This window comes from Aeromonas sp. QDB31, from assembly GCF_027707605.1.
Lineage (GTDB): Bacteria > Pseudomonadota > Gammaproteobacteria > Enterobacterales > Aeromonadaceae > Aeromonas > Aeromonas media.
The window spans coordinates 144763-159617 of the sequence record NZ_JAPCIX010000001.1 but is presented as its reverse complement, the minus strand read 5'-3'; the positions used below and the strand labels follow the sequence as shown (position 1 = coordinate 159617).

The window sequence follows — 14855 nt, the reverse complement described above, 5'->3', positions numbered from 1 at the left end:
GCTCCTCTGTGTATCTCCTCCCTGCCGGCCCTCCCTGAACATCGGTATAAAAGTCATTGAAAAGCGTGAATTTTGAGCGAGAGATATCAAAAAATAACCAGTCGACACTTTTTTGTCGTCAGAATGCGGCCTGGGGGTTCACAAGCTTGCCGGATCTGGTAGTATGCGGCCTCGCACTTGGGGAGGGGTTCCCGAGCGGCCAAAGGGATCAGACTGTAAATCTGACGGCTCTGCCTTCGAAGGTTCGAATCCTTCTCCCTCCACCATTCAAGTGCGAACAATCAGGAAAATACCCCGTGGAGGGGTTCCCGAGTGGCCAAAGGGATCAGACTGTAAATCTGACGGCTCTGCCTTCGAAGGTTCGAATCCTTCTCCCTCCACCATCTTCCTGTATTGCATGTAAGGTCTGTAAAAAGTAGTGCCCCTGTGGAGGGGTTCCCGAGCGGCCAAAGGGATCAGACTGTAAATCTGACGGCTCTGCCTTCGAAGGTTCGAATCCTTCTCCCTCCACCATCCTTCAGAAAACCCGGCCTCGCGCCGGGTTTTCGCTTTTCTGGAAAGATTCCATTTGGCACTGTCAGATCTGACAATTGCCCTGCTCCGCATTTTTCGAAACAGTGGACTCCTCACCGTCAGGAGCCACCTCGCATGTTTGCAATCTGGGATGAAACCGGCCAGGAGCAGGGCTTGAGCCTGCCCCAGCTGCAGCAACGGCTGCACCATTATCAAGGGGACGTCATGGTGCGTTATCTCAACCGACTCGGCCTGTCGACAACCCTGTTTCTGACCATCCATCAGGGCCAGGCCTACCAGCGCTTCAAGGCCGGCACACCGCCACTGGACTGGGAGTGGCTGGCCCAGGCCATGCATGGTACGCCCCTCCTTGATGCCGGAGGCCACCAGCCGGAACACGCACTTCGCTGACACCTCACCCGACCTCCCTTGGGCCCATTTCATCACGTGCTCCTGCTTCCTGACGGATCTCCCTCGCGGCTCTCCAGCCAGCCCCTACCCACGCAAGCAGCAGGTTGATTATCAGACGATTCCTACAGCGGCTGGATGACTGCGCCTTGTATGATGCGCAGCCATATTCGTCCATCAGGTGAGTGCCATGTTTGCGTTCAAAGAAGAGTATCCGATGAGTGCCATGGCAACGATGGCCATGGCAGATGTTGCCGTTCCCTTTTACCAGCCGATCATCGGTCGGGACCGTCAGGTCAAGGGGTACGAGGCGCTGGCCAGGCGCTGGGATCCGGTGGCGCAATGTTATCAGGGCATCGATTTTGCCTCGCTCAGCCAGGACGAGTCCCTGCATCTGGATATCGTCATGCTCAGGGCCATACTGCGCGACCTGCCCGTGCTCGCGCAAAAAGGCCCCTATACGCTCTCCATCAACCTCAACCCGGCGCCTTCCAGTCCAACCTATCAGAATCTGTTGCTGCTGGTGTTGATACAGGCCCGCAAGGTGGGGATCGACATCTGGTTCGAGGTGCTGGAGCACACCCGGCTGGAGAGCCAGTACAGGGCGCTGATAGAGGTGCTGCGCGCCCATGGCGCCCACATCGCCTGCGACGACTTCGGCTCCTTGGAGTGCAACTTTCAGCGGCTGATGGCACTGCCCTACGAGGTAGTCAAACTGGATCGCTCCCTGCTGCTGCAGGCGGCGTGCACCTCACACGCCTTGAAGATGCTGGTGGGGCTGGTGAAATACCTGCAGCGACTCGGCATGGCCGTGGTGTGCGAAGGGGTGGAGACCCAGACCCATATAGAGATAGCGAACCGCCTCGGCTGCGACTACCAACAGGGCTACGCCTACGCCATGCCCTCCCCCCTCTCCCGCTGGTCCTGAACACCCGGAGCCAGAGCGCCAACGCCTCCTGTCCCTTCCTTCTTTCTCGCTGGTCCTGAACACCCGGAGCCAGAGCGCTAACGCCTCCTGTCCCTTCCTTCTTTCTCGCTGGTCCTGAACGCCCGGAGCCAGAGCGCCAACGCCTCCTGTCCCTTCCTTCTTTCTCGCTGGTCCTGAACGCCCGGGGCCCTGGCTGCCGACTCATCCCGCCCCCTTCCTCTGCTCGCGCTGTGAATGGTCTCACAGTTTGGCTCATTCAGAACCCGTTTTGGCCCCGCCTCTCTATAATGGGCCCGCCTGGGCTTCTTTGACTCTCAGGCATAACCTGTTGATGCTACGGAATATTACAATGAAAAATATCAGCAAATCCCTACTGGCCGCTGCCATTTCCCTCGGATTGATGGCAGGCTGTAACAGCCAAAATGACTCCGAGACCCCGACCCCCATGGTTCGCTTCGCTACCTTCAACCTCTCCTTCGATCGCACCGCCGCCGGCATGCTCGCCGGTGAACTGGCCCTCAGTCGCACCGAGCAGGATGCCCTGCTGGCCCACCTCGCCGACGGCACCTTGAGCGGCGCCGAGAAGACCAAGGCCCTCGACGTGCAGCAGATCCGCAACATCGCCGAGATAGTGCAGCGCACCCGGCCGGACGTGTTCCTGCTCAACGAATTCGACAATGACGGCAAGGGCAGCGACACCACGGACCTCAAAGCCTTCAACGACAACTACCTGGCCCATGCCCAGCACGACGAGGTGAAGGCCATCAGCTACCCGGTGCTGCAGAACTTCGCCACCAACACCGGCCTGATGAGCGGCCATGACCTCAACCTGGACGGCAAGGTCAACAACGGGCCGGACGACGCCTGGGGCTTTGGCAACTACCACGGCCAGTACGCCTTCGCCGTGATGTCCCAGTACCCCATCGATACCAAGCAGATCCGCACCTTCCAGAAATTCAAGTGGAAGGACATGCCGGGCGAAGCGAACCCCGTCATCGACGACTGCAACAATGCCAAGGCGCCGATCCCGGCCGGCCGTCAGTGCGGCGATGCCTGGTATGACGACGCAGCCTGGCAGTCCTTCCCGCTCTCGTCCAAGAACCACGCCGACGTGCCGGTGCGCATCAAGCGCGGCAACAAGGAGGAGGTGATCCACTTCCTCATCTCCCACCCGACTCCCCCCATTTTCGGCAACGCGGCGCGCCACAACGTCAAGCACAACCGGGCCGAAGTCGCCTTCTGGCAGGATTACGTGGAGACCGCCAGCTACATGGTGGATGACGCCGGCAAGGCCGGTGGCCTGCCCGCGGGTGCCAAGTTCGTCATCGCCGGCGATCTCAACGCCGATCCCCAGATTGGCGATGGGGATCTCACCGCCATTCAGGATCTGCACAACCATGTGCTGGTCAATCAGGCCGTCACCAACGGCGCCCTGATCCCGGTCAGCCAGGGCGGCCCCGAGTGCCTCGCCAGCCAGCCGGATCAGTGCAAACGCAACAACAACCGCCCCACCCCGGAGCGCATCACCAGCAGCAGCGGCCTGCAGCTCGACCACGTGCTGCCCTCCGCCAACCTGAACGCGGTCGCCTCCGGCGTGTTCTGGCCGGCCAGCTTCGAGCCGGGCTACCACCTGGTGTATGACGCCAAGCTGGGCATCGCCAAGGGAGTCAGCTCGGATCACCGCCTGGTGTGGGTCGACTTCAAACTGTGACAGTGACGCAGAGCAGATAAGCAACGGGGCCAGCAGGCCCCGTTTTCATTGGATCGTCATACCAGCTTCTCCACCCGGGCCGGCAACCCCTGGCGGGCCGAGGAGCCGATGGCCCAGTCCACCAGGGGGTAGCGGCCATGGCGGCTGGGATCCAGCACCGCCAGATCGTTGAGGTTGACCCCGGCTCCGCGCAGCGGATTGGCGACCACTTTCTGGCCGTCTATCCAGTGTTCCCGCGCCCCCAGCTCCTTGTGGCCGAAACCGTGCTCGATGGCGATGGCATCGGCCTGCACCCCGGCCACGCACTCGGCCACCCCGATCACGCTGCCATCCGGGGTGCTGACCCGCACCCTGTCCCCACTCTCTATTCCCAGCTGCGCCGCCGTCTGCGCATTGAGCCGCACCCGGTTGCTGGGGTTCACCTGGCGCAGGCGGTCCGAGCCGATGCTCATGGAGCTCATGGTGTGGGACTTGTAGCTGGTGAGCAGCAGCGGCCACTGGGCCGGCTTGAACGCCTCATTGAGCGGCGTGCCGTCCGCCAGCTGGGGGCGGAAGAAGCGCGGGGTGCCGCTTAAGAACTGGCCGCTCTGGCTGTGGCGGCGGCTGCCCACCTCCGGGTTCCATACCATCAGCGGCTTGGGCCAGCGCTTGCTCGGCTGACCCGCTTCATCGCGCCCCTTGGCCGCCGGCTCGAAGCGCCCGCCACGGGCGAAGAGATAGGCGGCGCGGCCCGCCTCCTCCGCACTCAGGGTGGCGTTCAACACCGGCAGGATCCGTTCCACCCCGGACCAGGCGAGATCCTCAGGATCGATGGCAGGCACCGGCTCGCCGAGATAGGCGACGTTGGCCGCCCCGTAGAGGGAGAAGTCCGCCGCCCGGTTCAAGCCGTGCACCTTGCCGTCAGCCCCTTTGACCGCCCCCTCGCCAAAGCCCGGCAACCCCAACCGTTTGGCCACCGCGATAAAGAAGGACTCCATGCAGACCGGATCCCCCTCGGCACTCTTGGCGACTCTTGGCTCCACGATGGGCCAGCGGCCGGTGGAGACCTTGGTCAGCACCCCGTGCCAGGCGGTGGCCCAGCCCCAGGACTCGTAGGTCAGGGTATCAGGCACTATGTAGTCCGACAGCGCCGACGACTCGTTGATGAAGCTGTCGATGCTGACCACAAGTGGCAGCACGGCAGGGTCCTTGAGCTCTTCGCCTATGGCCTTGCTGAGCCCGGCCTGACAGTAGAGGGGGTTGCCCATGTGGTTGATCCAGGCCTTGAGCCGGTAGGGGTAGCCGTTCACCGCCGCAGTCAGGTGTTCGCCGAGCAGTGGGCCCGAGATCGGGAACCAGGGCTCTTGCGCCGGATAGGGATTCTGGCCCGCCTCGCGCTTGCGCCGATACTCAGAGGTCTTCTCGTAGGGGAACTTGGATCGCGACAGGAAGACTCCGGTGGGTTTGACCATGCCGGGGAAGCTCACCAGATCGTAGCGCGGCCCCGCCCCGAAGGGATCGAAATTGCCGCCGCTCGCCACGGCGCCGCCCCGGGCGTTGAGGTTCCCAATCATGACGTTGAGCATCATGATGGCCCAGGCCGAGTAGAAGCCGTTGGCGCTCATGGTGCCGCCGTGGGAGACCACAGCCGCGCGAGTGCCGTGGCTGGTGAACTCCCGCGCCAGCGCCTCGATGTCGGCCACCGGCACGGCGCACTCGGCGCTGTATTGCGCGAGAGAGTGCTCCCGGCACGCCTCGGCCAGCAGCTGGAAGCTGCTCTTGACCGTGAACTCCCCCTTGGGGCCCTGAATGAGGCGATCCACCCAGAGGTTGGCCCGCTCGCACTGACCAGCGGGTCTCGGCTCGCCGCTGCCCGCCTTCTCTACCAGCATGGCGTCCCCCTCCCCATAGGCTTCCCCCTCAAAGGGCAAGCCAAGATCGCTGGCCCGCAGCATCTGACCGAAGCGCGGGTGGGACTCGTCGTAGAGCACCAGGTGGCTGGCGTTGCAAAAACCGCGATAGCCGGCCCGCTCGGCGGCAGCGGCATGGGGTGCCGTCAGGAAGGGCTCAGCATAGCGTTGGTTGTCGATGATCCAGCGCAGCATGGCCATGGCCAGCGCCGAGTCGGTGGCAGGGCGGATGGGCAGCCAGCGGTTGGCGGGGGCGGACGGCATGTTCACCGTGTTGGGCAGGCTGGGGGCCACCACCACGTAGGAGAACGGCTTGCCCTGCCGCGCCCGGTTCGCCGCCAGCTGGCGGGACTGGCGCTTGAAGGGGTTGCCCGATTGCTGGGGCGAGGTGCCCATGAACAGCAGGAAGTCGCTCTCGTCCCAGTCCGGCTTGAGGTGGGCGTTCTTCTCCAGATCGTCCAGCAGGGCGCCGGCCCCGACCCGGAAAGACAGGCCGCAGTAGGCGCCGTGGTTGGCGAAGTTGCGGGTGCCGAAGCTGTTGAAGGTGAAGCGCTTGATGAAGTGATCCCGCCCCTCGTCCGAGGCGTTGCTCACCAGCAACTGGTTGGCCCTGGGGCCGTACTCCGGGTTGGCCGGGTCGAGCACCTCGGCGAGGTTGCGAATGGCCCGCAGCCCCTCAACCTGGCCCTCGCCAAACAGATCGCCCCCCTCCACCACCTCGGCCACCAGCTGCTCGAAGGGGATGCTCTGCCAGCGGCCACTGCCACGGGGCCCCACCCGCTTGAGACAACGGGTGACTCGCTGCGGGCTGTCGAGCTGTTCGAGCATGGCGTTGCCCCGCGCGCAGGCGGTGGAGCGCCCGTCCAGCCCCCCTTCCTGGTAGCCGCTGGTTGCGAGCAGCGCCTGCTTGACCGGGGTCTTGAAGTTGATGTGATGGCGGGCGGAGAGGGGGTGATAGGGGTTGCCCAGGATCCGCACTATCTGGTCGCGCTCGTTGTCGATGCGAGCCCGCACTCCGCACAGGGTCCAGCAGCCGAGGCACATGGTGTTGGCAACCCGCTGGGCCGGGTTGGGGTGCAGCTCCCCCTGCTCGTCAACCCGGTACTCCACGGCCAGCGAGTTGCCATGGATGGGATCCCGGGTCGGCTTGCCCGAGCTGCCGGTGGTTAGGCCAGTCGCCACCTGCTTGAGGGTGTCGCTGTAACCGGCGACGAACAGCCCGGTGCCGCCGGCGATGGCGGCGCCCTTGAGAAACTTGCGTTTGCTGTGATCCATCAGAGTGCCTCGCGTGCAAAAGTTGTGGATGCCTTGATGGCGGGGGAAGCAGAGGGGCGCACCAGCTCCGAGAGGGCCACCAGCAGGGCCAGCAGCAAACCGAAGGTGCCGAGAATGCCGAGCACACCGGCCGGGCCCCAGGCGATTTCATAGAGGTAGACGCCGGCCCCGTACTTGGGTGCGAGCTGCCCCTGAATCAGCACCAGCCAGCGCAGGCCCCACACCAGGTGCAGCCCCAGCAGCGCCAGCCCCCAGTGTACCAGGCGGGCAGAGATCCTTGGCCGCACCAGCATCAGCAGGCCGGCCAGCCCCAGGGTCAGCAACAGCCAGTGGGCCGCCAGCCGCCAGCTCGGGTCGAGCCGATAGAGGGCCGCGGCCTCTGCCGCCGAGGCGCCGCCAAACAGGGCCCAGCCCAGCAGGGAGAGCGCCAGCAGGCCTAACGTCCAGCCGCTCTGGCGCAGCAGGGTCGACTCTGTCTGGGCACCCCAGCCCGCCAGCAAGCGGTTGAGCAGCAGCAGGGCACTCTGGGCCCCCAGCACGGCGCTCAGGGCCAGCAGCCAGGGCAACCAGGGGGTATGCCAGAGCGGGCGCGCCGCCACCGCCATGGTCTCGAGCCCGGTGTAGAGGGCGATGCTGAGCCCGCTCACGGCCGCCAGCAGGGAGAGGGGCCGCAGCCAAACGTGCCCCGACCAGCGTCCCAGGCAGAACAGCTTTGCAAGGCGGGCTATCTTGTCCCCTTCTGCACCGCGCCGGGCCAGGCCAGGCCTTAGCAGCAGCCACCCGAGCAGCATGGAGAGCAGGCTGAACAGCGGCAGCAGATAGGCGCCATACCACATGACGGAGCCAAAGCGCGTCTGGGCGTAGAAGTGCCAGGCCCGGGCCGGCTGGTGCAGATCCGCGGTCAGGGCGATGGGGGCCACCAGACCGGCCGCCACCATCAGCACCGCCGCCAGGGTCTGCAGCCGCCGGTCCGGCGCCTTGCGCCACAGCTCAAACGCGCCGAGCCAGAGGGCCCCGTAGGCGAGGCCGATGAGGAAGAAATATTGCACCGCCCAGGGCAGCCAGGTGATGGGCTGAGCCGGGGCCAACAGTTCGTTAATGACCATGGGCTATCTCCTTGCCATCGTCGGTGAGCAGGGTGCGCAGGGCCGGGTTGCCGTCGACCTTGCTGACGAAGGCCTCGTCCATGCCGAGATAAAAGACCCGCGGCTGGGTATGGGCCTCCGGCTTGAGCACCTTGAGCGCCGGCTCGTGTTCGCGCAGCAGCTGGCTGATCCGGCTCTTGGGGTCGTTCAAATCCCCTATGATGCGCGCCTCGCCGACACAACTCTCGACGCAGGCGGGCAAGAGCCCCGCCTCCAGCCGATGGGCGCAGAAGGAGCACTTGTCGGCGGTATTGGTCTCGTGGTTGATGAAGCGGGCGTCATAGGGGCAGGCCTGCACGCAGTAGCCGCAGCCGACGCACCAGTCGTTGTTGACCACGACGATGCCGTCGTCCCGCTGGAAGGTGGCGCCGGTGGGGCAGACATCGAGGCAGGCGGGCTCGGCGCAGTGGTTGCACAGCCTCGGCAGCATCAAGAGAGAGGCGGGAGCCTCGAGGGCGGTCACGTCGCTCACCTCGTACTGGCTCACCGTGGTGCGAAACTGGCCGAGGGGAGGCTGATTTTCGATGGTGCAGGCCACGGTGCAGGCCTGGCAGCCGACGCAGCGGCGCAGGTCGATCAGCATGCCGTAACGCTTGCGCCCGTCCCCCCGGCTGATGGCCGCCCGCCCGTTGCGGGGAGCGGGAACGGACTGCGCCTGAATCTGGGTGACGGGGATCAGGGCCGCCCCTGCGGTGAGGGCGGCGATCCCGGATAACAATCGGCGCTTGCTGGGCTCCATGGCGTCTTTCCTTCTGCTGAGCTGGCTTGAAAGGGGTTTGGTCGATTGTCCTCAACGCAGGAAGTCGCCTCTATTGTGGTTTTCCACATACCGGGAGCCGGGTTGATCCAGCGCAATAAAAAATGCCCCAGCCCTGCTGAACTGTGACCGGGGCGGCGTTTGCCGCCCCTCCCGGCCCCCGCTCGCGTGCAAGCGCACATCCCGGTGATAGACTGCCCACTTTGCATAGAGAGGAGAGCCCCCTGCACGTCCCAGTCCCCTTGCCCCTGCTCAGCCTGCTGCTCTGGCTCGCCCTGTCAGCCCTGCCGCTGCGGGTGCAGGCCGCCCCGCTCCCCCCTTCGCCAGCGCCGGCACGACAGGAATCCGCACCATCCCTGGTCACGCCGGAGCAGGCCTTGGCCGAGCCGATACGCATCGGCGTGCTGGCGACCCGCGGCCCGGCCCTGGCCAGAGCCCAGTGGCAACCGCTGCTGCGCTGGCTGGCACAGCGCGTGCCCGACCATCGCTTCGTGCTGCATCCGCTGGGGCTCGATGAGCTGGCCGAGGCCGTCGCCCTCGAGTACCTCGATTTCATCATCACCAACCCGGGCCAGTCGGTGAGTCTGGCGCGCCAGTACCCGCTGGCCTGGCTCGCCACCCTCAAGAGCCCGGCCGGGGGGGACAACCTTGCCATCGGTGCCGCCCTGGTGGTGCCCGCCCAGGCCCCCTATCGACACTGGCGTGACCTCGAGGGGCAAGCGGTCGCCGCCGTCTCGGAGAACGCCTTCGGCGGCTACCTCGCCTATCGCTTCGAGGCGGGCGAACAGGGAGTTCGGCTGGAGCACTTCTTCTCCACCGTGCAGTTCACCGGCTTTCCGCTGGACCGGCTCATCGAGCGGCTGGCGACAGGGGAGGTGGCCGCCGCCATCGTGCCGGTGTGCCAGCTGGAGCGCATGGAACGGGAAGGCAAGGTCGCCAAGGGGACGTTTCGGGTGCTGGACGATCAGGCGCCGGCCGGCTTTGGTTGCCAGAGCTCGACCCGGCTCTACCCCAACTGGTCCTTCGCCAAGACAGAGCGGGCCTCCCCCGCGCTGGCGCTGGCGGTGACCCGCGCGCTGTTCGACCTGCCCGCTGATAGCGAGGCGGCCATCGCCGCCGATTCGGCGGGCTGGACCGTGCCCACCAGCGAGCTCGCCATCGACCGCCTGCTCAAGGCGCTGGATCGCCACCCGCTGCAGGGCCCCTGGTGGCAAGCGGCCTGGCACTGGCTGCGCCAGCATCAACAGTGGGGCTGGGGCGCCCTGGCGCTGGTGCTGCTGCTGGGGGGTCACCACCTGCTGCTGCAACGTCTGTTCAACCGCAGCCAGCGCCGGCTGCTCAAAGCCCGCCACCAGCTCGAGCAGAAGGGACGCCAGCTGGCACAGGCCAGACGGCTCGCCGAACTCGGTGAACTCGGCGCCAACGTGGCCCACGAGATCAACCAGCCCCTCAGCGCCATCGCCAACTACAGCCAGGGGGCCTTGTTGCGACTGGACAGATTGACACAAGATCCGGCCCAGGCTGCCGCCCAGGCCTCCCTGCGTCAGGCTCTGGAGCAGATAGGGCTCCAGGTCCAGCGCATCACCCAGACCGTCAACCGGCTCAGAGCCCGGCTGCAAAAGCGCCCTCCCCGCTTCGAGCCTTGCGACCTGCCCACCCTGGTGGCGGAGCTGCGCCCCCTGCTGGAGCAGATGCTGGCGCCGCTCGACGTCGCCTTCACCCTGCACTGGCGAGGCCAGCCGCGCTGGCTGCCTCTGGACGGCACCGGGATGGAGCAGTTGCTGGTCAACCTCATCAAGAATGGCGCCGAGAGTGCAGCGAAGAGTGCGGCGCAGAGGGCACGCTCCGCTGTTCACTCTCCTGCTTACCCCCCTACGCAAGCAGCGGCACAGGAGACTGCCCGGGTCGGGCTGTTGATCGCCTTCGAGGCGCAGAGATTACTGCTGGAGATCCGCGACAACGGTGCCGGCCTGAAGGTCCCCGCGACCGAACTGCTGCAGGCGTTTTACAGCGACAAGCCGGATGGCATGGGGCTGGGGCTGGCCATCTGCCGGGAGGTGGTCGAGAGCCATCGCGGCCAGTTCAGTCTGGAGAACCTGAGCCCCCACGGCTGCCTGGCACGGGTCATCCTGCCCGTGCCGCCACCCGAGGATCCCGCCTCAGCCCCCCCCCACCCGCCGACACCGAGGAACTGAGATGACGTTTCCCTCCCGCCCCCCGCTCTATCTGGTCGACGACGACGAGGCTGTGCTCGACTCCCTGCGCTTCATGCTGGAGAGTTGCGACGAGCGGCAGCTGTTCAGCTTTTCCGATGGCGAGCGCTTTCTGGCCGAGGTCGATCTGCTCCAGCCCGCCTGCCTCATCCTCGACTGCCGCATGCCGGGGCTGTCGGGCCCCGAGGTGCAGCAGCGGCTGAAGGCGGCCCAGAGCCCCATCGCCATCCTGTTTCTCACCGGCCACGGCGAGGTGCCGCTGGCGGTGGAGTCCCTCAAGCTGGGGGCGGTGGATTTCTTGCAAAAACCGGTGCAGTTGGCCCCCCTGCTCGCCGCCATCGCGCGGGCCGAGCAGGCGACGCTGAGCGCGGCCACCCGTTTCGCCCATCTGGCCGCCTTTGAGCGGCTCACCCCGCGCGAGCACCAGCTGTTGCTACTCATCGCCCGGGGCCACAAGAACCAGCAGATAGCGCAGGATCTCTGCATCTCGGTGCGCACCGTCGAGGTGTGCCGCGCCAGCCTGATGAAACGTCTCGAGGTCAATTCCCTGGCCGAACTGATGCTGTGCTATGCGGCGGTCAACGGGCAACCCTGACGCGGTCAATCCATGAGCCCCCTAACCCGGGGGCACAAAACGCGCAGAGATCACATACTTGGCGCCGCCTTGGGGGTAGAGTGCCCCTTCCCTTCATCAGGACAGACCAAGGTCCTGCGCCTTGTTTCGAGGAAACATCATGGAACTGCTTCTGCTCAGCAACGGTAAAACCACCGAACACCCAGGCCTGCTTGGCTGGGCCCGCGACCGTGTACAAACCCTGCTCGCCCGCAAACAGGTCAAGCGCATCCTGCTCATCCCCTACGCGGTGATCCGCAGCGACTGGGACGCCCGCGCCCAGGATCTCGCCGAGAGCCTGGGGGTGGAGACCATCAGCATCCACCAGTTCGACGATCCGGTGGATGCCATCCAGCAGGTGGAGGCTATCTTCATCAGCGGCGGCAACACCTGGCGCCTGAACCAGCTGCTGCACGAATACGGTCTGGTCGTCCCCATCCAGCGCGCCGTGCGCGAGCGAGGCGTACCCTATGTGGGCTGGAGCGCCGGTTGCAACGTGGCGACCCCGAGCATTCGCACCACCAACGACATGCCGGTGTGCAGCGCCGCCGTGCTGCCGGCGCTGGGCCTGTTCCCGCTGCAAATCAACCCCCACTATCTGGACGCCAGCATCAGCGGCCACATGGGGGAGACCCGGGACGAGCGCCTCGCCGAGTTCTGTGCCATCAATCCGAGCGAATCCGTGGTGGCCTTGCGCGAAGCCAGCCTGCTGCAGATTAGCGGCGAGAGCCGCGGCGAGACCATCGAATACTGGAGCGCCCGGGGCGAGGGCTTCAAGATCTTCAAGCACGGCGAGACGACCCGGGAGTATGAGGATGCCCGGCCACTGGCAGCACTGACGCCGTTTCAGCCCGGCGACTGACGCCATGGCAGACGAGCCGATGTGAGCAAGCGATCGGGGGATTTGCCATGCTGTGAGGGGAAGGAAGATTCCTTGCTCCTTGTTTCTCGATGGGAGGCGACCATGACGGTACGGATCGAACACGACAGCTTCGGTGATATCGAAGTCCCGGCGGCGCGGCTGTGGGGGGCTCAGACCCAGCGCTCCCTGCACCACTTCAATATCTCGGGGGAACGCCAGCCCATGGAGATCATCCATGCCCTCGCCCGCATCAAGTCCGCCTGCGCCAGGGTGAACCACGCCCTCGGGCTGCTGCCCGCGCGCAAGGCCCAGGCCATCATGGCCGCCGCCGACGAGGTGTTGTGCGGCCTGCACGACGCCGAGTTTCCCCTGATGGTCTGGCAGACCGGCTCCGGCACCCAGACCAACATGAATCTCAACGAGGTACTGGCAAACCGCGCCAGCGAGCTGCTCGGCGGCGCCCGGGGAGAGGCCCGGCTGGTGCACCCCAACGATGAGGTAAACAAGAGCCAGTCGAGCAATGATGTCTTCCCCAGCGCCATGAACCTGGCGGCTGTCACCGCCATCACCGGCCAGTTGCTGCCTGCCCTGACCACGCTCAAAAACACGCTGGCCAGCAAGGCAGCCACCTTCGACGACCTTGTCAAGATTGGCCGCACCCACCTGCAGGACGCCACCCCGCTCACCCTGGGTCAGGAGATCTCCGGCTGGGTCGCCCAACTCGCGCAAGGGGAGCGTCACCTCGCTGCCGCCCTGCCCCATCTGTGTGAGCTGGCGCTGGGGGGCACCGCGGTCGGTACCGGTCTGAACTGCCCCCCCGGCTTCGCCGAGGCGGTGGCCCAGACCCTGGCACAGCAGACCGGCTTGCCCCTGGTGAGCGCCCCCAACAAGTTCGAGGCCCTGGCGGCGAGCGATGCCCAGGTCCATGCCCATGGCGCCCTCAAGACGCTCGCGGCCAGTCTGATGAAGATCGCCAACGACGTGCGCTGGCTGGCGAGCGGCCCCCGCAGCGGACTCGGGGAGCTCAGCATCCCCGAGAACGAACCCGGCTCCTCCATCATGCCGGGCAAGGTCAACCCGACCCAGAGCGAGGCGCTCACCATGCTGTGCGCCCAGGTGATGGGCAACGACGTGGCCATCAACATCGGCGGCGCCAGCGGCAACTTCGAGCTCAACGTGTTCAGGCCGATGATCGCCCACAACTTCCTGCAGAGCGTGCGGCTGCTGGCGGACGGTATGAGAAGCTTCCACGACCACTGCGCCGTCGGCATCGTTGCGAACCGGGCGCGCATCGACGAGCTGCTGGCCCGCTCCCTGATGCTGGTGACGGCGCTCAACCCCCACATCGGCTATGACAAGGCGGCCGAGATCGCCAAACTGGCGCACCATCAGGGGCTGACTCTGCGGGAGGCGGCCATCGCCTCCGGCCACCTCAGCGCGGAGCAATTCGATGCCTGGGTGGTGCCCGCCGACATGGTGGGACGGCAGCCATAAGCCAGGTTGCCTTGGGCCATCTCAGCCCCCGGGAGTCCGATGTCTGGATCGTTCCCGGCAAGATGGCGGGACGGCAGCCATAAGCCAGGTTGCCTTGGGCCATCTCAGCCCCCGGGAGTCCGATGTCTGGATCGTTCCCGGCAAGATGGGGGACGGCAGCCATAAGCCAGGTTGCCTTGGGCCATCTCAGCCCCCGGGAGTCCGATGTCTGGATCGTTCCCGGCAAGATGGCGGGACGGCAGCCATAGGCCAAGTTGCCTTGGGCCATCTCAGCCCCCGGGAGTCCGATGCCTGGGTGGTGCCCGCCAACATGGTGGGACGGCAACCATGACCCAAGTTGCCTTGGGCCAGCTCTGTCCCCGGAAGCCCGATGCCTGGGTCATTCCCGGCGAGATGGTGGGGAGGGGCAAATAAGGCTCTGAATTGGGGGTACTAATGAACAGAAGGGGCGCCGCGGCGCCCCTTCTCATTCACAGCCAAGGGTTCAGCTCTTGCTCTCGCAGTTGAACATCCAGTGAGTGCCAAACTTGTCCACCAGCGAGCCGAAATAGGCGCCCCAGAACATCTCCTGCAACGGCATCTCCACCTGGCCGCCCTCCCCCAGGGCCGCAAACAGGCGATCGGTCTCGACCCGGCTGTCCGGCTCCAGGTTGAGGTAGCTGTTGTTGCCCTGCACCAGGGTGAACACCATGCTGGCAGGAGCGTCCGTGCCCATCAGCACGTGGCCGCCGAGGATGGGCAACGCCACGTGCATCACCAGGTCGCCATCCTCTTCGGACAGGGGCGGCTGACCCGGGCAGCCGGGAGACTCCTTGAATCTGTGGATAGGGCCGTTGAACTCACCGCCGAACACCTCCCGGTAGAACAGGAAGGCCGCCTCCGTCTCCCGGGCAAAATTGAGATAGGTACTGACACGCGCCATGATGATCTCCTTGGTCATTGATAGCGGATTTCGCGAACAGCTATCAGCATAGAAGAGTCAGCGCCAGGGTCACCCCAACAATCAGTACACCTGTGAGTCCACAGCGGCGGTTGCACCCGTTTCCC

11 protein-coding genes and 3 tRNA genes are annotated in these 14855 nt (G+C 65.5%); 10 read left to right on the top strand and 4 right to left on the bottom strand.

What is annotated here, in order from left to right:
- The first annotated feature begins 181 nt into the window (after positions 1–181).
- The 6 genes from PG898_RS00700 to PG898_RS00675 all read left to right on the top strand — a co-directional run bounded on the left by PG898_RS00700 (position 182) and on the right by PG898_RS00675 (position 3560).
- Positions 182–266: transfer RNA gene (locus PG898_RS00700), tRNA-Tyr, on the top strand.
- A 32-nt stretch (positions 267–298) separates the two neighbouring features.
- Positions 299–383 (top strand) — tRNA-Tyr (locus PG898_RS00695).
- A gap of 45 nt (positions 384–428) precedes the next feature.
- A tRNA-Tyr gene (locus PG898_RS00690) sits at positions 429–513 on the top strand.
- 135 nt (positions 514–648) lie between these two features.
- Positions 649–924, top strand: coding sequence for a hypothetical protein (locus PG898_RS00685; RefSeq protein ID WP_042649139.1), 276 nt, complete (start codon positions 649–651; stop codon positions 922–924).
- 187 nt (positions 925–1111) lie between these two features.
- The gene (locus tag PG898_RS00680) at positions 1112–1849 is read left to right on the top strand and encodes an EAL domain-containing protein (RefSeq protein WP_270823282.1); all 738 of its coding nucleotides are present in this window, start codon (positions 1112–1114) and stop codon (positions 1847–1849) included.
- A gap of 349 nt (positions 1850–2198) precedes the next feature.
- Positions 2199–3560: an endonuclease/exonuclease/phosphatase family protein gene (locus PG898_RS00675; protein WP_270823281.1), complete on the top strand. Its 1362-nt coding sequence runs from the start codon at positions 2199–2201 to the stop codon at positions 3558–3560.
- 56 nt (positions 3561–3616) lie between these two features.
- On the opposite strand, the gene PG898_RS00670 is transcribed toward PG898_RS00675, so the two are convergent.
- From PG898_RS00670 to dsrO, 3 genes are read right to left on the bottom strand one after another with little or no spacing between them, the layout of a single operon-like run.
- Positions 3617–6724, bottom strand: coding sequence for a tetrathionate reductase subunit A (locus PG898_RS00670; RefSeq protein WP_270823280.1), 3108 nt, complete (start codon positions 6722–6724; stop codon positions 3617–3619).
- Entirely contained in the window at positions 6724–7830 is a 1107-nt protein-coding gene (gene nrfD / locus PG898_RS00665) for an NrfD/PsrC family molybdoenzyme membrane anchor subunit (protein ID WP_270823278.1), read from the bottom strand. Before nrfD ends, PG898_RS00670 begins: the two co-directional genes overlap by 1 nt.
- Entirely contained in the window at positions 7820–8608 is a 789-nt protein-coding gene (gene dsrO, locus PG898_RS00660) for a sulfate reduction electron transfer complex DsrMKJOP subunit DsrO (RefSeq protein ID WP_270823276.1), read from the bottom strand. Before dsrO ends, nrfD begins: the two co-directional genes overlap by 11 nt.
- Positions 8609–8868: 260 nt before the next feature.
- Here dsrO and PG898_RS00655 point away from each other — a divergent pair, with 260 nt between their 5' ends.
- From PG898_RS00655 to fumC, 4 genes are all read left to right on the top strand, one after another.
- The gene (locus PG898_RS00655; RefSeq protein WP_270823414.1) at positions 8869–10821 is read left to right on the top strand and encodes a sensor histidine kinase; all 1953 of its coding nucleotides are present in this window, start codon (positions 8869–8871) and stop codon (positions 10819–10821) included.
- A 1-nt stretch (position 10822) separates the two neighbouring features.
- The gene (locus PG898_RS00650; protein ID WP_270823275.1) at positions 10823–11434 is read left to right on the top strand and encodes a response regulator transcription factor; all 612 of its coding nucleotides are present in this window, start codon (positions 10823–10825) and stop codon (positions 11432–11434) included.
- Between the two features lie 139 nt (positions 11435–11573).
- Positions 11574–12314, top strand: a complete 741-nt coding sequence (pepE, locus tag PG898_RS00645; RefSeq protein ID WP_042648531.1) for a dipeptidase PepE — start codon at positions 11574–11576, stop codon at positions 12312–12314.
- Positions 12315–12416: 102 nt separating this feature from the next.
- Positions 12417–13808, top strand: a complete 1392-nt coding sequence (fumC, locus tag PG898_RS00640; protein ID WP_042648532.1) for a class II fumarate hydratase — start codon at positions 12417–12419, stop codon at positions 13806–13808.
- Positions 13809–14292: 484 nt separating this feature from the next.
- Here fumC and PG898_RS00635 read toward each other — a convergent pair whose 3' ends face one another.
- On the bottom strand, positions 14293–14730 hold the full coding sequence (locus PG898_RS00635; protein WP_270823273.1) for a VOC family protein: 438 nt from the start codon (positions 14728–14730) through the stop codon (positions 14293–14295).
- Positions 14731–14855 lie beyond the last annotated feature (125 nt).